General features: G+C 60.7%; 21 protein-coding genes. 6 read left to right on the top strand and 15 right to left on the bottom strand.

Annotated elements, in window-relative coordinates:
• Positions 1 to 5: 5 nt before the first annotated feature.
• Positions 6 to 1019 (bottom strand): alpha/beta hydrolase, encoded by a 1014-nt coding sequence (locus AF71_RS20220; protein WP_018857557.1) that lies wholly within the window; start codon positions 1017 to 1019, stop codon positions 6 to 8.
• A gap of 159 nt (positions 1020 to 1178) precedes the next feature.
• On the opposite strand from AF71_RS20220, the gene AF71_RS20225 reads away from it, so the two are divergent.
• A complete protein-coding gene (locus tag AF71_RS20225) occupies positions 1179 to 1616 on the top strand; it encodes a MarR family transcriptional regulator (RefSeq protein WP_018857556.1) in 438 nt (145 codons plus the stop codon).
• 14 nt (positions 1617 to 1630) lie between these two features.
• Here the strand turns inward: AF71_RS20225 and der are convergent, their stop codons facing one another.
• The 3 genes from der to AF71_RS20240 form a co-directional block, all read right to left on the bottom strand.
• The gene (gene der, locus AF71_RS20230; protein ID WP_018857555.1) at positions 1631 to 3055 is read right to left on the bottom strand and encodes a ribosome biogenesis GTPase Der; all 1425 of its coding nucleotides are present in this window, start codon (positions 3053 to 3055) and stop codon (positions 1631 to 1633) included.
• Between the two features lie 15 nt (positions 3056 to 3070).
• Entirely contained in the window at positions 3071 to 3754 is a 684-nt protein-coding gene (locus AF71_RS20235) for a tetratricopeptide repeat protein (RefSeq protein WP_018857554.1), read from the bottom strand.
• A 104-nt stretch (positions 3755 to 3858) separates the two neighbouring features.
• Positions 3859 to 4443, bottom strand: coding sequence for an NnrU family protein (locus tag AF71_RS20240; RefSeq protein ID WP_113471102.1), 585 nt, complete (start codon positions 4441 to 4443; stop codon positions 3859 to 3861).
• A 117-nt stretch (positions 4444 to 4560) separates the two neighbouring features.
• Between AF71_RS20240 and AF71_RS20245 the strand changes: the two genes are divergently transcribed.
• Together AF71_RS20245 and AF71_RS20250 are read left to right on the top strand one after the other, a co-directional pair.
• A complete protein-coding gene (locus AF71_RS20245; protein ID WP_113471103.1) occupies positions 4561 to 5559 on the top strand; it encodes a polysaccharide deacetylase in 999 nt (332 codons plus the stop codon).
• Between the two features lie 134 nt (positions 5560 to 5693).
• Entirely contained in the window at positions 5694 to 5960 is a 267-nt protein-coding gene (locus tag AF71_RS20250) for a DUF2277 domain-containing protein (protein WP_018857551.1), read from the top strand.
• Positions 5961 to 5982: 22 nt separating this feature from the next.
• Here the strand turns inward: AF71_RS20250 and sbmA are convergent, their stop codons facing one another.
• Both sbmA and AF71_RS20260 read right to left on the bottom strand, forming a co-directional pair.
• On the bottom strand, positions 5983 to 7248 hold the full coding sequence (gene sbmA, locus AF71_RS20255; protein WP_018857550.1) for a peptide antibiotic transporter SbmA: 1266 nt from the start codon (positions 7246 to 7248) through the stop codon (positions 5983 to 5985).
• 124 nt (positions 7249 to 7372) lie between these two features.
• Positions 7373 to 8581 (bottom strand): YbfB/YjiJ family MFS transporter, encoded by a 1209-nt coding sequence (locus tag AF71_RS20260; RefSeq protein ID WP_025660435.1) that lies wholly within the window; start codon positions 8579 to 8581, stop codon positions 7373 to 7375.
• A gap of 128 nt (positions 8582 to 8709) precedes the next feature.
• On the opposite strand from AF71_RS20260, the gene AF71_RS20265 reads away from it, so the two are divergent.
• Positions 8710 to 9279, top strand: coding sequence for a PadR family transcriptional regulator (locus tag AF71_RS20265; protein WP_026371824.1), 570 nt, complete (start codon positions 8710 to 8712; stop codon positions 9277 to 9279).
• 4 nt (positions 9280 to 9283) lie between these two features.
• Here the strand turns inward: AF71_RS20265 and map are convergent, their stop codons facing one another.
• From map to AF71_RS20305, 8 genes are all read right to left on the bottom strand, one after another.
• A complete protein-coding gene (gene map / locus AF71_RS20270) occupies positions 9284 to 10042 on the bottom strand; it encodes a type I methionyl aminopeptidase (RefSeq protein WP_018857547.1) in 759 nt (252 codons plus the stop codon).
• A 106-nt stretch (positions 10043 to 10148) separates the two neighbouring features.
• The gene (locus AF71_RS20275) at positions 10149 to 11210 is read right to left on the bottom strand and encodes an LLM class flavin-dependent oxidoreductase (protein ID WP_113471105.1); all 1062 of its coding nucleotides are present in this window, start codon (positions 11208 to 11210) and stop codon (positions 10149 to 10151) included.
• 153 nt (positions 11211 to 11363) lie between these two features.
• Positions 11364 to 11780, bottom strand: coding sequence for a DoxX family protein (locus AF71_RS20280; RefSeq protein ID WP_018857545.1), 417 nt, complete (start codon positions 11778 to 11780; stop codon positions 11364 to 11366).
• Between the two features lie 29 nt (positions 11781 to 11809).
• Positions 11810 to 12277, bottom strand: a complete 468-nt coding sequence (locus tag AF71_RS20285; protein WP_018857544.1) for an SRPBCC family protein — start codon at positions 12275 to 12277, stop codon at positions 11810 to 11812.
• Positions 12278 to 12379: 102 nt separating this feature from the next.
• Positions 12380 to 13639: an RNA polymerase sigma factor gene (locus tag AF71_RS20290; protein WP_025660438.1), complete on the bottom strand. Its 1260-nt coding sequence runs from the start codon at positions 13637 to 13639 to the stop codon at positions 12380 to 12382.
• A complete protein-coding gene (locus AF71_RS20295; protein WP_018857542.1) occupies positions 13636 to 14010 on the bottom strand; it encodes a YciI family protein in 375 nt (124 codons plus the stop codon). The genes AF71_RS20290 and AF71_RS20295 overlap by 4 nt, the downstream gene beginning before the upstream one ends.
• 207 nt (positions 14011 to 14217) lie before the next feature.
• Positions 14218 to 15144 carry an MYG1 family protein gene (locus tag AF71_RS20300; RefSeq protein WP_169682787.1) on the bottom strand — a complete coding sequence of 309 codons (927 nt, stop codon included), beginning with the start codon at positions 15142 to 15144 and terminating at the stop codon, positions 14218 to 14220.
• A 125-nt stretch (positions 15145 to 15269) separates the two neighbouring features.
• Positions 15270 to 15677 (bottom strand): OsmC family protein, encoded by a 408-nt coding sequence (locus tag AF71_RS20305; RefSeq protein ID WP_169682790.1) that lies wholly within the window; start codon positions 15675 to 15677, stop codon positions 15270 to 15272.
• A gap of 72 nt (positions 15678 to 15749) precedes the next feature.
• Here AF71_RS20305 and AF71_RS20310 point away from each other — a divergent pair, with 72 nt between their 5' ends.
• The gene (locus tag AF71_RS20310; protein ID WP_348644145.1) at positions 15750 to 16832 is read left to right on the top strand and encodes a hypothetical protein; all 1083 of its coding nucleotides are present in this window, start codon (positions 15750 to 15752) and stop codon (positions 16830 to 16832) included.
• A gap of 39 nt (positions 16833 to 16871) precedes the next feature.
• Here the strand turns inward: AF71_RS20310 and glpK are convergent, their stop codons facing one another.
• On the bottom strand, positions 16872 to 18365 hold the full coding sequence (gene glpK / locus AF71_RS20315; RefSeq protein WP_169682792.1) for a glycerol kinase GlpK: 1494 nt from the start codon (positions 18363 to 18365) through the stop codon (positions 16872 to 16874).
• A 178-nt stretch (positions 18366 to 18543) separates the two neighbouring features.
• Here glpK and AF71_RS20320 point away from each other — a divergent pair, with 178 nt between their 5' ends.
• Positions 18544 to 19320: a 3-hydroxybutyrate dehydrogenase gene (locus AF71_RS20320; protein ID WP_018857537.1), complete on the top strand. Its 777-nt coding sequence runs from the start codon at positions 18544 to 18546 to the stop codon at positions 19318 to 19320.
• Positions 19321 to 19334 lie beyond the last annotated feature (14 nt).

The raw sequence follows: 19334 nt of genomic DNA on the forward strand, positions 1-19334 counted from the left end.
AGGCGTTACTTGCTGAGCGCCTCGCGCAGCGTCTGGCTGGCGACCGAGACCGCGCTGCGCACTGCCGGTGTCTCGGCAATGGCGTTCAGAAGCACGAAGTCATGGATCGTACCGTTGTAGCGGATGGAGGTTACCTTGACGCCGGCTTGCGTCAGCTTGCGGCCATAGGCCTCGCCTTCGTCGCGCAGCACGTCGTTCTCATCGGTAATAATCAATGCCGGCGGCAAGCCCTTCAGTTGGTCGAGCGATGCCTGGAGCGGCGAAGCGGTCGGCTCCTTGCGCTTGGCTTCGTCAGGCAGATAGGCGTTCCAAAACCACTTCATGGCCTCCTTGGTCAGCCAGGGACCATTGGCGAACTGGTTGTAGGAGCCGGTCTCGAAGTTGGCGTCGGTCACGGGATAGAACATGACCTGCTGATCGATTGCGGGACCGCCCCGCTCCTTGGCTAGAAGGGTCACTGCTGCCGTCATGTTGCCACCGACGCTATCGCCGGCCACTGCCAGGCGGCTCGCATCGACGTTGAATTCCTTCTGATGCTCAGCGACGTATTTCGTAGCGGCATAGGCCTGCTCGATCGCGATCGGATAGCGTGCCTCAGGCGAGCGCTCATAATCAACGAAGACGACGGCGGCCTTGGCGCCGTTGGCGATCTCGCGAACGAGCCGGTCATGCGTCTCGGCATCGCCGAGAACCCAGCCGCCACCGTGGAAATACATCACGACGGGCAACTTGCCCTTCGCGCCTTCCGGACGGACGACGCGCAGCTTGATGCTGCCGGTCGGACCAGCCTTGATCGTGAGGTTCTCTTCCTTGGCGGCGAGTTTCTTGACATCGCCCTTCTGCGCTCCGGCAAGTACGTCGCGGGCGTCGGACGGAGACAGCGTGTAGATCGGCTTGGCGCCGGCCAGCGCGTCGATGAACTTCTGCGTCGTCGGTTCCAATACCGGATCGGCAGCGGCGCCGAATGTGGTGGCTGCCAGGATCGTGGCTGCGGAGAGTGCGGTCTTGATGGTCGACATTGTCCAGTCCTCTTGGTTGCGGTTCGTCGTGAACACGCCATTTGTTTATCGCACGATTGTTTATCGCACGATAAATATTCTGGCATAGCTCCTATGCAACAAACTTGATTGCGATTATTTATTGCGCGATATAATTAGATCATTTCCGGAGAACACGACATGAGCGACGATCTCAACCTCGACGATTTTATGTGCTTCGCCCTCTACACCGCGAACCACGCGATGAACCGCGTCTACAAGCCGATGCTTGACGCACTGGATCTCACATACCCGCAATATCTGGTAATGGTCACTCTCTGGAAGGAAGACAGACAGACTGTCGGCGGCATCGGCGAGAAGCTGCATCTCGAGTCGAGCACCCTTACCCCCCTCCTCAAACGCATGGAAGCGACCGGCTACATCAAGCGGCAGCGCGGCAAGGAGGACGAGCGTGTCGTCATTATTGGCCTGACTGAGGAAGGCCGCGAACTCAGGAAGCGTGCGGCATCCATTCCAGGCTGCATTCTGGATGCATCGGGCCGGGAATTTGCAGAACTGAAGCGGCTGGCGGCAGATATCATCACACTACGCGATACGCTGTCGCGTTATGAGACGTAAGATTGCTCGCTTGATCAGCTCCGTCTTTTCTTCGATTCGTACGGATTTTCGGGCGAGCGGTAGTGAATGCGGATCGGCACGCTCGGCATGTCGAAATCGTTGCGCAAGCCATTGATCAGATAACGCGTATAGGATTCCGGCAACGCGTCCGAGCGCGTGCAGGAGATCATGAAGGCCGGCGGGCGAGCCTTCACCTGCGTCATATACTTGAGCTTGATACGGCGACCGGAGACTGCCGGTGGCGGATGCTGAACCTGCTGCTGCTCCAGCCAACGGTTGAGGCGAGCGGTCGAGATGCGCTTGTTCCAGACCTTGTCCGTATCGATGATCGACTGCATCAGCTTGTCGAGCCCGCGACCCGTCTGGCCGGAGATCGGTACGGCGCGGATTCCTCGCGCCTGCGGCAGCAGCCGGTCGGTCTTTTCGCGCAGGTCCGCGAGAACCGCCTGCGGCTCCTCGATCATGTCCCACTTGTTGAAGGCGAGCACGGCAGCCCGGCCCTCGCGCAGCACGAGATCGACGATGTGCAGATCCTGTTTCTCGAAGGGGATCGTCGCGTCAAAGACGATGACGACAAGTTCGGCGAAGCGGATGGCGCGGAGCGTATCTGCAACCGAAAGCTTTTCCAGCTTCTCGATCACCTTGGCCTTGCGGCGCATGCCTGCCGTGTCGAACATCTTGATGGTGCGGCCGCGCCAGTCCCATTCAACCGAGATGGAGTCGCGTGTGATTCCGGCTTCCGGTCCGGTCAGCAACCGGTCCTCACCCAGGAAGCGGTTGATCAGGGTCGACTTGCCGGCATTCGGGCGGCCGACGATCGCCACACGCAGCGGCTTGGTGTCGTCGTATACGGGTTCTTCCTCTTCCTCGCCTTCCTCGCCGGACGACTGAGGGATATCGACGTCGGTGACGGCGACATCTTCCTTCGGCGGAAACGCCCGGTCTTCGCCAAGCGCGGCAACGATCGCATCCCTGAGATCGAGCATCCCCTGCCCGTGCTCCGCCGAGATCGGAGTCGGCTCGCCAAGGCCGAGCGAATAAGCGTCGTAAAACCCAGCGTCCGAGCCGCGAGCTTCCGACTTGTTGGCCACGAGCACGACCGGCTTGCCGCGACGACGCAGCATTTCCGCGAGCGCCGTGTCGACAGGCGTCAGGCCCGTCTTGGCATCGACGACGAACAGAGAAAGGTCGGCTTCATCGATCGCCGCTTCGGTCTGGGCGCGCATGCGGCCCTGCAGGCTCTCTTCATGGGCCTCTTCAAGACCGGCGGTATCAACGATGGTGAAACGCAGGTCGACGAGCCGCGCCTCGCCGGGGCGACGGTCGCGGGTGACACCCGGCGTGTCGTCGACAAGCGCCAGCTTCTTCCCAACCAGGCGGTTGAAAAGCGTCGACTTGCCAACATTCGGGCGACCGACGATGGCGACCGTGAAGCTCATTGATATTCCTTACTTTCAGCCCTGTGCGGCGGGCGCCTTGCCGGATGCGGTGATGTTATCAAGCATCATCTGGGCGCGATTGGCAACATTGCGCGGGCTCTGCGCGTCGTCGGCGATCGCCTGGAACCACTGGCGTGCCTGCGGCATGTTGCCAGCCTTGTAGGCAGCAAGGCCGAGTGCTTCGCGGGCGGAGTGACGGAAGGCGTTGCCGGGAACAGCCATTTCCTCAACCTGGGCCGAGACCTGTTCGTAGGTGCCACCTTCGATCAGCAGCCAGCCGGCGCGCATTCTGGCGGCATCGCGCACAGCTGCCGGCGCGGCGTTATCCTTGCCGATCACCTCAAAGGCCGCCACAGCACCCGCCGTATCGCCCTTCTGGGCGAGGACGCTTGCGGCACGCATCCGCGCGAGGATCGGATAGGCTCCGTGGCCTTCCTTTTCGAGCGTCTCAAGCGCTGCCAGCGCCTCATCGTGCTTGTTCTCGTCGGCGAGTTTCATGGCAGCGATAAACTTGTCACCCGCGCCGGAGGACTGGTTGTCGTCCCAATATTCATAGACCTTGTAGCCGACGGTGCCGAGAACGATCAGGACGGCGAGCGCGATCAGGTAGCGGCCGAACCGGCGCCATGCGCCTTTCACCTGGTCGGAACGCAGTTCCTCATTAACTTCACGAATGAAGCTGTCGTCGTTGAATGCCATTCTCGTCTCCGGCCGCGGATATGCTTCGGCATGCGGGTTGCACGCACATTGTGGCGCCTTCTACCCCATTTTTCAGCAGTTGTAAGGGGGATTGGAAAGATTCGTCACATAACGATCGGAGCCACGCCAATCAATAGCTCGTGCAGCTTGAACGTGATGAGCGCCCAGGCGATCGCGCCGATGATGACGGCATAGAGATCATACTTGCCCGAGACGAACGGACGAAGGGTGAGCTCGCCGGCGCGCTCACGACGCTTCAGCGCAATCCGCAGGATCACACCCCATGCCAGGAAAGCACCAAACAGCAGTACCGAAGAGGTCTCGCCATTGGCCAGCAGGTGCGAGAAGGCCCAGATCTTCACCGAAAGCACCATCGGATGCTTCGCCTTGACGGCGATATACCCCGCCGGCAGCAGCGAGGCGACCAGACAGATCATTGCGAGCAGCATCAGGGTCAGGGTGATGTGCGCCATCCAGACCGGCGGCGTGTAGAGCAAGCCGGTCACCTGACGGGCCTGACCAAAGCCGTAAATCAGCAGGATCAGCGCGAGAATGCTGACGATGGAATACGCCAGCTTCCAGCCGTTCTCGCCGAGACTATCGATCATGGACTGTCGAAAGCCGGGCGCGATGACGCGTATGAGATGAAGTCCGAGGAAAATGATGATGCCGACGATAAGCAATGTCATGGCGATCTCCTGTGCGTTTTCCGAGACTTAGCCGGAGCCGCGCAAAAACGCCAGCGTCACCGCAGCTTCGCCGCATTTCTGTAACAGGAAAGCCGCAAACAAATTCTCGCGGTGTCCATGTTTCGTTCTTTTTTCCAGGCCTCCCTCGCCCTCTCTTTGTTTATTCCAGGCACAGCTGGCGCTGTCGACCAGCCGAAACAGCTGGTGATGATCTCGTTCGACGGTGCGCACGACAATGCGCTCTGGCAGAAAAGCCGTGAGATGGCCGCCAAGAACGGGGCCCATTTCACCTACTTCCTCTCCTGCACCTTCCTGATGAACCAGGCGACCAAGAAGGCCTATCAGGCGCCGCACCAGAAGCTTGGCAAATCCAATGTCGGCTTTGCCCAGGGCGACGACGAGATTCGCGAGCGGCTCGGCAACATCTGGCACGCCCACCTCGAGGGGCACGACATCTCGAGCCACGCCTGCGGCCACTTCGATGGACGGCAGTGGAGCGAGGCAGATTGGGGCAAGGAGTTCGCCACCTTCCACGCCACCTTGAAGAATGCCTGGAAGAGCGTCGACCTCGAAGAACCCAAGGGCTGGCAGGATCTGGTCGACCATGGCATCCACGGCTTCCGCGCGCCCTATCTCTCGGCAACGCCGGGCGCCGATATGATCGCCGCGGAAAGGAAGGCCGGTTTCACCTATGACGCCAGCCTGGTGACCAAGGGGCCGACCCTGCCGGTCGAGGAAAACGGCATCATCCGCTTCGGCCTGCCACTGATCCCCGAGGGCCCGCGCGAAAAACCGATCATCGGCATGGACTACAACCTCTTCGTTCGCCACTCCAACGGCGAGGAAGACAAGGCCGATTCGAAGGCATTCGAAGACCGCTCCTATGCCGCCTTCAAGGAAGCCTTCGACAAGCAGTATTCAGGCAGCCGCATCCCGCTGCAGCTGGGCTTTCACTTCGTCGAGATGAACGGCGGCGCCTATTGGCGCGCGCTCGACCGGCTGGTCAGCGATGTCTGCCGTCGCGCGGACGTAGCCTGCGTCAGCTATTCGGAGGCGATCCCGATGATCGAAGCGCGGGGTAAGCTGCAGGACCAGACGCAAACATCGGGTCTTTAAGCAGGCATTGCCATCCCTTCCGCCTTTTGCCGGCGCGGCCATCTGGTCCGTTTGCAATTAGCGCTTACGCGACTACCTTCTGTCCTACGCCACCCTCCTCGTAGTGGCGGAGAGAAGACGACCGGGAGCTAGTCATGTGCCGGAATATCAAACCCCTCTTCAATTTCGATCCGCCAGCAACGGACGAGGAGATCCATGATGCGGCGCTTCAGTTCGTGCGGAAGCTGAGCGGAACGACCAAACCATCGAAACGCAATGAGGCGGCGTTCGAACGTGCGGTCAATTCGATCGCGAAATGCGCCCACGAGTTGCTTGATTCACTGGAGACTTCCCAGCCTCCTCGTGACCGTGAAGAAGTGGCCGCAAAGGCTCGCGCGAGAACAGCGATGCGGTTCGCCTAAGAGGGCCTCACAGCCGACGACTCTAGCCGTCGGCGTGAACGATGCCAGCCTCGCGCTCCAGATAGCGTTGGTCGATATCCGGCAGCGGCTCGCCTTCGATCGCGGATTCGAAGGTGCGAAGGCGCTTGTAGATCGACAACAGCTCGACGATGGTCGTCCAGGAATTGACGAGATACTGGAACGAGCCGCGCACCTGGTCGAAGACGTTGTTGATCTGCGTCATCAAGCCGAGCGTCAGCTTGCCGGCGACGATCGACGGCACGAGCACGATCAGGCTGAAGAGGTTATCCGCCTGCAGATAGAAGATGCGGGCGACGTTGAAATACATGTAGTGGAAATAGAGCCGGAAATAGTTGCGGCGCACATTGGCGAAAAGCTCGGCGACAGTCGGCGGCGTCGCGCGGTCGGCATGGTCTTCGCCGTAGACGAGTTCCTTGCGGTAGGAGGCTTCGACGCGCTGGTTGCGGAACTCGAGGCCCGGCAGCTTGATGCCGACCAATCCGAGGAAGACTGTTCCGAAGATCGACCAGAAGATTGCGGCCCAGACGAGCGCGTGCGGCACCTCGCCGATCAGCGGCAACTCGGTGATATTAGCGCCGATCTTGAATAGCACCGGCAGAAAGGCGATCAGCGTCATGACCGAGCTGACGAGGCTGACGCCAAGGCTTTCGACCGTGGAGGAAAAGCGCATCGTGTCTTCCTGGACACGCTGCGAGGCGCCCTCGATGTGCCTGAGCTTCGGCCAGTGTGCCATGTAGTATTCGTTCATCGCCGTGCGCCAGCGGAAGATCCAATGGCTGACGAAGAAGAGGTTGAGCACGCCGACGGTGATCGCCACGAAGGCGATGCCGGCAAAGCCCAACATGCCGAGGTAGAGTTGCATTGCGGTCACCGGCGCCGTCTTTGCGAGCGCCTGCTGGATCAGGTCATAGAACGGTCCATACCACGCATTGATGGCGACGCTCACCTGAACCGAAAAGTAGGTGTTGAAGATGATCAGTGCCGAGCCGAGCACCGACCACATCTGCCAGCGATGCGGGCTGTAGGTAAACCAGAAGGCGGCGAAGAGCGCCACGGCCAAAGCATAATAGATGTAGAACCAAAGGAACGGAGCCGACCAGAAGACCGAAACACCGATTGGAGCCTCCGCCCCTGGAGCCAGCGGCGGGAGGCCGATCACCGAGCCTAGGCCGGAACCCACGAAATACCAAAAGAGAACGGCCAGAAGTGCCCAAGCAACAGCTGAGATGAAGAAAAGCCTGGGCCTGGGGAAATACGATACGAACACGGGAGAGCTTGCTTTCCTGAACTGGAGTCTTCGGTGTCTCTAAACAGACAGATTGCGGCGAAAACTACGGCAGTTCGCAAAGAGCGGCAATGGCCTCACCCCATTGTTACGCACTTGTAACGCGCTATGACAGCTTTTTGGCGACCGGCATCACCAGCATTGCGCACACCAGCAGCGCCGCCGCGGCAGCGTAAGTCGGCGTCGTAAAGCTGCCGGTTCGCTCTGCCATCCAGCCAGCAACAATGGGGCCCACAATCTGCCCGACTCCGAATGCTGCCGTCATCGTCGCCAATATCCGGCGCGGGCTGGCCGGCGAAAGTTTACGGCCGATCTGCAGGCCATAGGCGGTGATCGCGAGGAAGGTCGCTCCAAACAACGCTCCCCCAATCAGCGGCGCAACAGAGTGCGGCAGTAGAACAGTCGCCAACACACCGACCGCCTCGATAAGCAGCGCCGCCACGTAGACCCAGCCCAATCCTAGCGGACGGACGAACGGCTTCCATGCAAAAAGCGCGACCGAAGCTGTCAGGCCGGCGATGAACCAGCAGAGAAACTCAACCATCGGCCCGGCGGCATCCATGCGCGCGATCGTCACCAGAAATGTGCCTGTAATCACATAGCCGAACCCGAACAGGCCATAGGACGCCGTGACAAGCAGCATCGGCAGGCTCCAAGCGATCCGCGGTTCCTTGCCGGTCTGTGCCGCGGCAGCCGGGCCCGACGGCAGCAGCCACCAGACTGCCAGCAGGCTGAGAGCCGAATAGATCGCGCCTCCAACCCAGGACGCCCGCCAGGCGTCGCTGCTTCCATCAAAGAACAACCCGACCAGCAGAACCATCACCGATGAAAGCGCGATGCCGGCACCCGGGCCGCCGAAATGGGCTGCCTGCACATGGTCGTTACCGGCCATGGCTCCGTGGCTAAGTACAATCTGCGAACTGAATACGAGAGCAAAGGCACTCGCAACACCCGCCAGGAAGCGGATGACTGCAAAGACCATGACGGATGTCGTCGTGGCCATGGCAGCAAGAAGCAATGCTGTCGCCGCAAGCGCAAGGAGTGCGACCTTGCGCTCACATCCTGTTGCCCACCCGTAGGCGGCGAGAACAGCGCCCACCAGATAGCCGACGAAGTTCGCAGAGGCGATGAAGCCGGCATCGGCGGCCGAGAGCGGCACGCCGCTGATCATGCTCGGCAGGATCGGCGTGTAGGAAAAGCGTCCAAAGCCCATCGCGGCGGCCATGGCGATGGCGCCTGCAAGGCCAGTTCGAAACAAGTTTTCGGGGAAAGTTTCATTGCGTGCCAACATGGCGTGTTTATCGCGCTGCAACACGGCGCCGACAATCAAGAATTTCTGATCGATTGATCAATCTCACGAAATCATAAAGCCAGCCCTTGAAAGCGACTATCTTACGATATATGTTTTACGACATAGTGAAAGATACATCTTAGGAGTGACCTATGAGAGGTTTTAGAGGCGGAATGATGGGTGGTGGCGGTTTTCGCATGGGGCGGAAATTCGCATCAGGCGACCTGCAACTGGTGATCCTGGCCTTGCTGGTGGAGCAGCCCCGCCACGGCTACGAATTGATCAAGCTCTTGGAAGAGCGTTCGGGCGGCTTCTATGTTCCAAGCCCCGGCGTAATCTATCCGGCGCTAACCTACCTGGAAGAAACCGGCCTTGCCGACGTGGAGAGCGAAGGCACCAAGAAGCTCTACCGCATCACGGAGAGCGGCCGCAGGCTCGTCGAGGAGAACCAGTCGATGATCGACATGACGCTCGGAAAGCTGGAGAAAATCGGCGCGAAGATGGCGCATGTCCGCAAGATTTTCGACCCAGAAAGCCGCAATGGCGATCGGGACGAGGACGCATTTCCGGAAGACAAAAGCGAAGTCGCAGCTGCACGAATGCTACTGAAATCGGCCCTCCGGCTCCGCTTTCCCTGGTCGAAGGACGAGGCCAAGCGCATCGCCGGCATTCTGGAGCGCGCGGCCGGCGAAATTCTTGCCGGCGGACGTTCGGGCGAGTGAGGCCTCAGGCGCCGCCTTCCGGCAGCGTCAGGATCAGCGGGCCATTTCGCGTGGCGACGACCGTGTGCTCGTATTGCACGGTCGGGGCCTCCGGGTCCGCGTAGAGCGTCCAGGCGTCGTCGCCGCCTTCCGCCCATGTTGCGCCGAGCGAGAGGAACGGCTCGACCGTGAAGACGAGGCCTTCCGTGATCATTCGCTTCTCGGACGGATCCGGCCAGGTCGAGAGCTCGGCCGGCTCCTCGTGCAGCGAACGGCCGATCCCGTGGCTCGCCAGATTGGCAACGAGCGTATAGCGATTCTTCAGGGCGAAGGCGCCGACAGCCTGCCCGATCTTGGCCAGCGGCTCGCCCGGTTTCACCTGGTTAAGCCCAACCCACAGCGCCCTTTTGCCGTCGCGGCAGAGCTTTTCGATCTTGGACCTGTGCGGCGGAACACTGAACGACGCGCCGGTGTCGGAAAAGAATCCGTCCTTCTCCGCTGAGACATCGATATTGACCAGATCCCCCGGGCGAATGACGCGCGGGCCTGGAATGCCGTGGGCGATTTCCTCATTGACGCTGATGCAGGTCGCACCGGGAAACTGGTAGCAAAGTTCGGGCGCAGAACGCGCACCGGCATCTTCCAACACTTTGCGGCCGATCTGATCGAGCTCCAGGGTCGTGATACCCGGTTCAAGCGATGCGCTCATCACTTGCAGGGCATTGGCGCAGATTCGCCCGATTTCCTTTAGCTTGAGGAGTTCGTCTTCGCTTTCAATGATCATGAATGTCCACCCGGCCTTCTTCGGCCGGTCGGCCGGCTCTCGATCACGATGAGAGCACGACGGCGTTCAGAATCCAATTCATCCTTTACGGCATCATGCTCCAGCTTCAGGCGGTGGCTTTCGCCTCTTCGTCGCTTTCAGTCAATGCCTTTCTGACGAGCGGCGCGACTTTCGTGCCGTAGAGTTCGATCCCGCGCATGATCTGGTCGTGGGGCATCAAGCCGATCGCCATCTGCAGCAGGAAACGGTCGTTCTTGAACAACCGATGGTGCGCGATGATCTTCTCCGCGACCAATTCCGGATCGCCCACGAAGAGCGCGCCGCTAGGTCCGCGGGACATGTCGAAATGCGCCCTGTTCGTCGGCCCCCAGCCGCGCTCGCGGCCAATTCGGTTCATGACCTCGGCCTGCGGGCCGTAGAACTGATCGGCAGCAGCGTCCGTCGTATCGGCGATGAAGCCGTGCACGTTGATGCTGGTCTTGAGCTTCGATGCCTCCTGCCCGGCTCGGCGAGCCGCCTCGCGATAGAGGTCGAACAGCGGCGCGAAACGGCGCAGCTCGCCGCCGATGATCGCCAGTGCCACTGGCAAGCCCATCGCGCCCGCGCGCGCAACCGATTGCGGCGTGCCACCAACGGCGATCCACAAGGGCAAGGGGTCCTGCAGCGGCCGCGGGTAAACGCCACGCCCATTGATCGGCGCACGCAATTCACCCGACCAGGTGACCACTTCCTCGTCGCGGAGGGCCATCAGCAGGTCGAGCCTTTCCTCGAACAGTTGGTCGTAGTCCTCGAGATTGTAGCCGAACAGCGGGAAGGACTCGATGAACGAGCCTCGTCCGGCCATGATCTCGGCACGCCCGTTCGAAAGCAGGTCGAGTGTTGCGAACTGCTGGAAGACCCGAACCGGATCGTCTGAACTCAGCACGGTCACTGCGCTGGTCAGCCTGATGTTCTTCGTTTTCATCGCAGCGGCCGCGAGAGCGACTGCCGGAGCCGAGGCCGCATAATCGGGCCGGTGGTGCTCGCCCAATCCGAATACGTCGAGCCCCACCTGGTCCGCGAGTTCGATTTCATCGATCAGATGCTTCAGCCGCTCGGCCCCTTCCTCACCCTTGCTTCGGCTCGGGTTCGGGTTCACGTCGGCAAAGGTGTAGAGGCCCAGTTCCATCGCTCGCATCCCGTTGTATCTACTGATGGAGATAAGGACTGAGCGGCCTCAGGGCAAACATAAATTCTGGAACCGATCGTTCGAAAAATATCGATAAGCAGTACCGCCGCGACCTGGGATCGCGGCGGAACTTTGATTCTGAAATCAACGGTTTCAGCGCCTGAATGGAATCATTTTCCGAACGGCTTCGTATCTGAGATAAAGGCCACCCCATGCAATGAGCCCGAGATAGCCGCCGAACAGCAGATGGGAAAAGACCGGGCTCCCGACACGCAGATGCGTCGCTATCGCGCCTCCGAGCAGACCGGTGAGTAGGATTGCGCCGAGCACCGACGTCCGCGGAATTGCATAGAGCAGCGCGCACAACAGCGTCAGGGAACCGAGGCCGCGAGCAAGCATCGGGTCGCCCGAATAACCGAGCGCCGTCATAGTCTCCGTGACCGGCACGATCGGCACCAGCTTGATCGCGCCGTCGAACACCAGGAAGGCCACGATCAGCCCGCTCATGACAGTGCCGGTGACGGTCTGCCAGCGCGGAAGCCCGGCAGTTGAATCAACAATTGCAGACATGCCTCTATCCCCCTGTTTCGATTCTAGTCTCAGATCCTGGGCAGCAGCTCGGCGAGCTGGTCGGCGCATTTGCCCCAGCCTTCGTGGAAGCCCATCTGCTCGTGCTGTTCCTTGTCGGCCGCAGTCCAGTGCCGCGCCTTCGCGGTATATTTCGTCCGGCCGTTGCCGAGGTCTTCGAGCAGGATGATGCCGACGAAGAACGGCTTTTCGGATGGCACCCAGGCGCTGGTGAACGCATCGGTGAAGACGATCTTCTCGTTTTCGACGATCTCCAGATAGACACCGCGGTTCGGAAATTCCTGGCCCTCGGGGCTGCGCATGACGATGAGGTTCGAGCCGCCCGGCCGTGCATCGACTTTCACATCAGCAAGGGTCCAGGGACGTGGTACGAACCATTCCTTCATCAGGACAGGATCGGTCCAGGCCTTGAAGATCTTCTCGCGCGGAGCGTCGAATTCCCGGACGAGAACCAGTTCGTGTTGGGCTTCTGCGGTCATCTCGGCATTCCTCCTATTGAGTGAAACCTGTTTTCGATCAAGTTGTTACAAGGACGTGGGAGGTTTTCCGGTTCCGACAACCCGGCGCAATTATTTCTGGAATTATTTGGCGATCGGCTGCGCGGCCCCATGGGCGAGGCTGTCGATCTGCTGGCGGATATGCGCGGCTTCCGCTGCCGAATGAGCAAGTGCTATGGCGCGATCGAAGGCCTCGTGCGCCTCGCGGGCACGACCGATCTGCTTCAGCAGACCGCCACGCAGGCCGTGATAGTAGAAGTAGCCATCGAGCTTCTCGCCAAGCGTTTCGACGAGTGCCAGCGCCACGTCCGGCCCTTTGAGTTTGGAGACGGCGACGGCGCGGTTGAGCGTAATGACCGGCGACGGTTGAACACGCTCCAGCGCCCGATAAAGCAGCTCGATCTCTTCCCAGTCCGTATCCTCGGCGCGCCTGGCCCGCGAATGCAGGGCAGCGATCGCCGCCTGCAGCTGGTAAGGCCCCGGTTGGCGATGGCGGATCGCCTTGTCGAGCAGCGCCAGCGCCTCGTTGATCAGCTCGCGGTTCCACAGCGAACGATCCTGATCCTCGAGCAGCACGATATCGTCCTCACCGTTGAAACGGGCCTGGCGCCGCGAGATCTGCAGGAGCATCAATGCGAGCAGACCCATCAGTTCAGGCTCGCCGGGGAAGATGCGCAGCAGGAGCCGCGCGAGCCGGATCGCCTCGTCGCTGAACGCACAGGCGTCGTGCTTCGGATCCGCCTGGCTGTAGCCCTCGTTAAAGATCAGGTAGATCATTGTGCTGACGATCGAGAGCCGCTCGGCCCGCTCCTGCGCGTCCGGCGTCTCGAAGGGTACACCGGCCTTGGCAACGCGAGCCTTGGCCCGCGTGATCCGCTGCTCCATCGCGCTTTCGCCAACAAGAAAGGCACGCGCGATCTGCTGTACTGACAGGCCCGAGACGATGCGCAGCGCCAATGCGATCTGTTGCGTCGCCGGCAGATCCGGGTGGCAGCAGATGAAGAGCAGCCGCAGGATATCGTCGCGATAGTTGGAATCATCAAGCCGTTCGGCAATATCGCTCTCAGCATCGCTGGTATCGGAGATCAGTTCTTCATCAGGAAGTGCCTGCGTCTTCGAACGCTTGCGCACGGCGTCGATGCCACTGTTGCGGCCGACGAAGATCAGCCATGCCGTCGGATCGCGCGGCGGCCCCTTGTCCGGCCAGGTACGGATGGCGCGCAAACAGGCCTCCTGGAAGGCCTCCTCCGCGATATCGAGATCGCGGAAATATCTGAGCAGCGCACCAAGCGCTTTCGGTCGGGCCGAAGCAAGCGTCACGTCGATCCAGGCAATGTCTGTCATGCCGAAGAAACTCCCGGTCGGAACACGTAGAACGGCCGAATTTCGTAAGAGGTAGAACCCGGGTTGACCGTGGAGAGCTCCTTGGAAAACGCAACGGCTTCCTCCAGAGTGTCGAAATCAACCACGTAAAAACCGAGGAGTGCTTCCTTCGTTTCCGCGAAGGGGCCATCGAGAACGAGCGGTTCCTCCTTGCCCTTGCGCACGGTGGTCGCCGCTGTCGTCGGCATCAGCCGGCCGACAGGACCAAGCTTGCCGCGCTCGGCCAAAGGTGCCTGAACCGCATAAAGCTTCGCCATCACGGCGTCTTCCTCCTCCTTGGTCCAGGAGAACACCGTTTCTTCATTGGCGTAACAAAGGATTGCATAAAGCATGTCTTACTCCTCTTCCTGAATGACGAAGGAGTAGCGTGACATCCGACAGAACGCAGCAAAAAATTGCAGCGCGCAAAAGGAGATGCCGCCGCCCTGACGGCAGGGGCCGGCGTGCCGAATGCGGCAAACGGACGACGTCTGCGGTCGCAGCCTTTCTTGCTAAAACGGTCGGGCCTGACGAGCGCCAGCTATCTCCTCTCCATCTAGTCAGCCTGATCCGACGTTGATGGCCTCCTGCACGGCCAGCTCGGCCATCGCTAACGCGGCCTCGCGTGTCTTGGCTGCAGCGACGAATCGGCCGTTGTGGCAGAAGGTTGCGCCATCGACGCCGCAAACGGCCTCCAGATCGTGATTGGTCAGGCCGGCCCAGGCAGCAGGCAGATCCGCACGAAGTTCGAACCCCTCGTCCCCGCGGCGAATGCCGGTGACGCACCAATCCCTTTCTCGCGGATGAACGACAAAGAGCAGGTGATCGGCGCCCGCCTTGACGATCGCGGGACGGAAAGGCATTCCCATCGGAAGTTCGAGCACGCGCCCCTGCCCCGTACGCTCTATCGCCTGAAGCACGAGCGTCTCTGCCCGCAGTTTGGCGGCGCTTTGAGCGATCTTCGCCTCGACGAAACTGCGGGCGATGGCGACGGCATCCTGAAATCTGCGATCATCGGCATTCGCGTCCGTTTCGTCGAACACCGGCTTCAAGGTTTCCAGCAAGGTCGGTAGCGTCAGCCCGGCCAGCGGTCCGGACGGGCTGAGCGCACCATTGTCAGTCAGATCGACCGGCAGCACGAAGGTGAGGTCGAACGAGGCATGCAAGGCCGCGACGTGAGCCTCTGGAATGCCGGTGACAACAAGATAGTCGTGGCCGTAGTGCTTCCAGACCAGGCCGAACGAACTGTAGGGCTGCCCATCGTCACGCAGCGGTGCGCCACGCTGATGGTGGTCGAAGATACGCTGAGAGGCATCATACGCGCCGCCGACGTCATAGATGATGCGGTCGGCGCCCGGCTTGATCCACTCCGGCGCCCTGCTGCGGATCACTCGAGCCTGCGGGAAGAGCCGGGTGAGGATGACGCTCGACAGCACCTCATCCGCATGGAAGCCACCGGAATGAGTGACGAGGAACTCTGGAGTCATGCAGGATGCGCCCTTGTTGGTTTGCGGAAGCCGCTTGCGGTCGGCAGCTCATAGCCTTTGCTGGCGGTCATCTCAACCCGTCACTGCCCGTCGTGCCCGCTTCAGTTCCGGCTATAGGGCCTAGACTAGGCGGCATGCTCAATCGAAACTGCAACCCCACGCCCCAGCGAATTGGCGACCATGCAGACCTCCTTCGCCCGTTCGATCACACGTTCGGCGCCGTCGCCATCCTGCTTTTCGCAGAGAACGGTCATCTTGGCCGATTTGGCGAGCAGCGGGCTCCCCTCGAGCTCCAGGACTACCGAGACCGCAATCCTGCCAAGCAAGACGCCCATCTCTTCGGCGACATAGCGCAGGTCGTTGCAGAAGCACCCGCCGAGCGCCAGCGCCAAAAGCTGTGCGCCGTTGAAGCCGAGCCCCTGCCCACCGGCCTTCCCCTCCGGACGATCGACAATGATGGTGTGCGGACCGGCCCACTCCATCGCCGCTTGCGTACCCTCGACATTCCGCAGCTCCACCGTGACCGCAACCATGCCAACTCCTCCGTGACTGAAACAGGCAAGTCCGAACACGCCGCAGTTTCACGCGACCTGACGGGAAACTCGGTGCATATTATCCTCATCGATCCGACGGGAGACAAGGACATGACGCCTTCACCGTATTTGAATGACCCCAAGGTCTACATCGATACCGACACCTTCATTGACCTCGTCAGCAAAAAGACACGGTGCCTGATCTGCTGCGAACCCCTCGACAGTAGAGTGGTCAACCGGGAACACGTCCTGCCCAAGTGGATCCTGCGGAAGTACGACCTCTACGACAAGGAGGTCAGCCTGCCGCACGAATACCATGGTCGGCGATACGGTCGCCACACGATCCCCTGCTGCAAGGACTGCAATTCGATGCTCGGAAGAAAGCTTGAACAACCGGTGCGGCGATTAATGGAAGGCGGACACTCGAAACTTCTGCGCCATCTCGACGGTGACACACAACGCCTGCTGTTTGCCTGGCTTTCCTGGATCTTCCTGAAGTTCCTGATCAAGGACGGCGCCATCCCGATCAACCCCGATCACCGCGTGGAAGCGGTGATGCAAGACAAGAACACCGACTGGGCGACGCTGCATCACATTCATTGCCTCGCCAGGTCCCCCTACACCGGCGCGCATATCGCGCCAGAGGTGTTGGGCTCGATCGTCATCCTGGCGATTGACGACGATCGCTATCGTGAGGACTTCGACTTCGTCACCGTGCACGAAACGCAAACCATCATGATCCGTCTCGGCGATCTCGCCATCATCGCCAACCTGAGCGACAGTGGCCGCTCGATGGACATCATGCACCGGTTTGTTCTGCCCACAAGACAGGAGAGGTTTACGATCCTGCAGGCGCTTGAAATCTGCGCCGACATGTCGGCAACGACAACGCGGATCAAAGGCAAGCCAGTCTATTCCACGCGCGTCGAACAGGCGACGGGCCGCCCCTCGATCCACGCGGACCTACCCGTCTACGAGGCCAACCCTGTCGATCCGGGCACGCGCGCCGCAATATTCGAACTCGTTTACCGAGAGCATCTGCCACACCTGAAGATAGCGGGCAGCGACATGTCCGCCCTGCAAGCCATCAAGGAGAACCGTTTGACTTTTCTCGAGCATCGCATGAGCCGAGCCGCTGGCGAGATCGAGGAATAGCCGACCTACCTGCACCCTCAGCGAACGGGACCACGCTCGTCAGACGTCGGCAAGCGTGCGTTTGATGGCACTCCGCCATCCCTTCAGCTTCGCCGCACGCGTCTTCTCGTCCAAGCTTGGTTCGAAACGGCGGTCGCGTTTCCAACTCTTGGCAAACCCAACGCGGTCCGGCCAGACACCGGCCTTGCTGCCGGCAAGCCAGGCAGCGCCAAGCGCCGTGGTTTCGAGGATGACCGGCCGATCGACAGGCGCGTCGAGAATGTCCGCAAGCCGCTGCATCGTCCAGTCGGAGGCGACCATGCCGCCATCGACACGAAGGACGGTGCTCTCCACGCCGCCCTTCCAATCCTTGTGCATGGCATCGAGCAGATCGCGGGACTGGTAGCAGACCGCCTCGAGCGCGGCCCGAGCGAATTCCTTCGGCCCACTGTTGCGCGTCAGGCCAAAGATCGCCCCACGGGCGTTGGCATCCCAATGCGGCGCGCCGAGGCCGGTGAAGGCGGGAACCAGGTAGACCTCTTGCGTCGGATCCGCGGCATCGGCCAGCTCGCCGGTGCGCGAGGCGGTATCGATGATGCCAAGCCCGTCGCGAAGCCACTGCACCGCGGCTCCCGCGATGAAGATCGAGCCTTCGAGCGCGTAGGTGGTCTCGCCATTCAGCCGATAGGCGATCGTCGTCAACAGCCGGTTCTTCGAGCGAACCATGTCGCTGCCGGTGTTGAGCAGAGCGAAGCAGCCGGTGCCGTAGGTCGACTTCATCATGCCCGGCTCGAAGCAGGCCTGCCCGATGGTCGCCGCATGCTGATCCCCGGCGACGCCGAGGATCGGGATCTCCGCTCCGATGATTGCTTTCTCGGTCGTGCCGAAATCGTCGGCGCAGTCCTTTACCTCGGGCAGCATGGCTACCGGAACGCGCAGGATGTCGAGGAGATCCCTGTCCCACGTGTTGTCGGCAATGTTGTACATCAGCGTGCGAGAGGCGTTCGTCGCATCGGTCGCGAACACCTTGCCGCCGGTCAACCGCCAGATCAGGAACGTATCGACCGTGCCGAAGCACAATTCGCCCTTGGCGGCGCGTGCCCGTGCGCCCTTGACGTTCGCGAGCAGCCACGAAAGCTTGGTGCCGGAGAAATACGGATCGAGGAGAAGGCCGGTTTTCTTCGTAAAAGTCTTTTCGAGATCCTGTCTCTTCAGCTTGTCGCAATAGCTTGCGGTGCGGCGATCCTGCCAGACGATCGCGTTGTGGATCGGCTTGCCGCTCTCGCGTTCCCAGACCACAACCGTCTCGCGCTGGTTGGTAATGCCAAGCGCCGCAATGTCCTTTGCCGTGATCCTGGCCTCACGGATCGCCATCTTGATCGTCGAGATGACGGAATCCCAGATTTCCTCTGGATCGTGCTCGACCCAACCGGATCGCGGATAGATCTGGCGGAACTCCTTCTGGCCCGCACCGGCGATCTTCGTCTCGCCGTCGAAGACGATCGCCCGTGTCGACGTCGTCCCCTGATCGATTGCCAGAACATACCCGCTCATGCCAGCCCTCCCGCTGATCGTGATTGTCGGGAGAAATCAATAGGACAGGAGGGCGATTGAGGAAAGAACCCGCCATCGCTTCGACACAGGAGTTTTGCCTTGACCGCAATTGCCAGCAGAGATGCTTTGCGCATAACCTCAGCTCTATTGCGTCGCAAAACACCCTGAGGAGAAGCGCATGGCCAGAACAGTCGTCGTCACCGGATCCACCAGCGGCATCGGGCTTGCGATCGCAACAGCCTTTGCCGGCAAGGGCGACAACGTCGTCATCAACGGCTTCGGAAAGCCCGAGGAAATCAAGGCGATAGTCGAGAAGCTTGAATCAGTCTCGGAGGCAAAGGCGATCTACCATCCGGCAGACATGACAAAGCCGACCGAAATCGCGGATCTGATCGAAACGGCCGCCAAGACCTTCGGCAGTGTGGATGTGCTGGTCAACAACGCCGGCATTCAGCATGTCGAGAAGATCGAAGACTTCCCGATCGAAAAGTGGGACCAGATCATAGCCATCAATTTGTCCAGCTCGTTTCACACGATGCGGGCGGCGATTCCGTTGATGAAGGCAAAGAAGCTAGGCCGCGTAATCAACATCGCCTCCGCGCACGGGTTGGTCGCCTCACCCTTCAAATCCGCCTATGTCGCGGCAAAGCATGGTATATTGGGCCTGACGAAGACCGCCGCGCTCGAACTTGCCGAATTCGGCATAACCGTGAACGCGATTTGCCCAGGCTACGTGCTGACGCCCCTCGTCGAGAAGCAGATCCCGGATACGGCCAAGGCGCGCGGCATCACCGAGGAACAGGTCAAGACCGAGGTGATCCTAAAGGCGCAACCAACGCATGAATTCGTCAAGGCCGAAGAGATTGGCGCGCTCGCTCTCTACCTCGCAAGCGACGAGGCTCGGCAAGTGACCGGGACCCACATCTCGATTGACGGAGGCTGGACCGCGGCATAACCATTCAAAACAAA

The sequence above is a fragment of the Rhizobium sp. 57MFTsu3.2 genome (assembly GCF_012932765.1).
In the GTDB taxonomy this organism is placed as follows: Bacteria; Pseudomonadota; Alphaproteobacteria; order Rhizobiales; family Rhizobiaceae; genus Rhizobium; species Rhizobium altiplani.

Excerpts from the sequence above, each read along its gene's own strand:
- AF71_RS20220 (WP_018857557.1), bottom strand. The coding sequence starts at position 1,019 with ATGTCGACCATCAAGACCGCACTCTCCGCAGCCACGATCCTGGCAGCC.
- AF71_RS20225 (WP_018857556.1), top strand. The coding sequence starts at position 1,179 with ATGAGCGACGATCTCAACCTCGACGATTTTATGTGCTTCGCCCTCTAC.
- der (WP_018857555.1), bottom strand. The coding sequence starts at position 3,055 with ATGAGCTTCACGGTCGCCATCGTCGGTCGCCCGAATGTTGGCAAGTCG.
- AF71_RS20235 (WP_018857554.1), bottom strand. The coding sequence starts at position 3,754 with ATGGCATTCAACGACGACAGCTTCATTCGTGAAGTTAATGAGGAACTG.
- AF71_RS20240 (WP_113471102.1), bottom strand. The coding sequence starts at position 4,443 with ATGACATTGCTTATCGTCGGCATCATCATTTTCCTCGGACTTCATCTC.
- AF71_RS20245 (WP_113471103.1), top strand. The coding sequence starts at position 4,561 with ATGTTTCGTTCTTTTTTCCAGGCCTCCCTCGCCCTCTCTTTGTTTATT.
- AF71_RS20250 (WP_018857551.1), top strand. The coding sequence starts at position 5,694 with ATGTGCCGGAATATCAAACCCCTCTTCAATTTCGATCCGCCAGCAACG.
- AF71_RS20265 (WP_026371824.1), top strand. The coding sequence starts at position 8,710 with ATGAGAGGTTTTAGAGGCGGAATGATGGGTGGTGGCGGTTTTCGCATG.
- map (WP_018857547.1), bottom strand. The coding sequence starts at position 10,042 with ATGATCATTGAAAGCGAAGACGAACTCCTCAAGCTAAAGGAAATCGGG.
- AF71_RS20275 (WP_113471105.1), bottom strand. The coding sequence starts at position 11,210 with ATGGAACTGGGCCTCTACACCTTTGCCGACGTGAACCCGAACCCGAGC.
- AF71_RS20280 (WP_018857545.1), bottom strand. The coding sequence starts at position 11,780 with ATGTCTGCAATTGTTGATTCAACTGCCGGGCTTCCGCGCTGGCAGACC.
- AF71_RS20285 (WP_018857544.1), bottom strand. The coding sequence starts at position 12,277 with ATGACCGCAGAAGCCCAACACGAACTGGTTCTCGTCCGGGAATTCGAC.
- AF71_RS20290 (WP_025660438.1), bottom strand. The coding sequence starts at position 13,639 with ATGACAGACATTGCCTGGATCGACGTGACGCTTGCTTCGGCCCGACCG.
- AF71_RS20295 (WP_018857542.1), bottom strand. The coding sequence starts at position 14,010 with ATGCTTTATGCAATCCTTTGTTACGCCAATGAAGAAACGGTGTTCTCC.
- AF71_RS20300 (WP_169682787.1), bottom strand. The coding sequence starts at position 15,144 with ATGACTCCAGAGTTCCTCGTCACTCATTCCGGTGGCTTCCATGCGGAT.
- AF71_RS20305 (WP_169682790.1), bottom strand. The coding sequence starts at position 15,677 with ATGGTTGCGGTCACGGTGGAGCTGCGGAATGTCGAGGGTACGCAAGCG.
- glpK (WP_169682792.1), bottom strand. The coding sequence starts at position 18,365 with ATGAGCGGGTATGTTCTGGCAATCGATCAGGGGACGACGTCGACACGG.
- AF71_RS20320 (WP_018857537.1), top strand. The coding sequence starts at position 18,544 with ATGGCCAGAACAGTCGTCGTCACCGGATCCACCAGCGGCATCGGGCTT.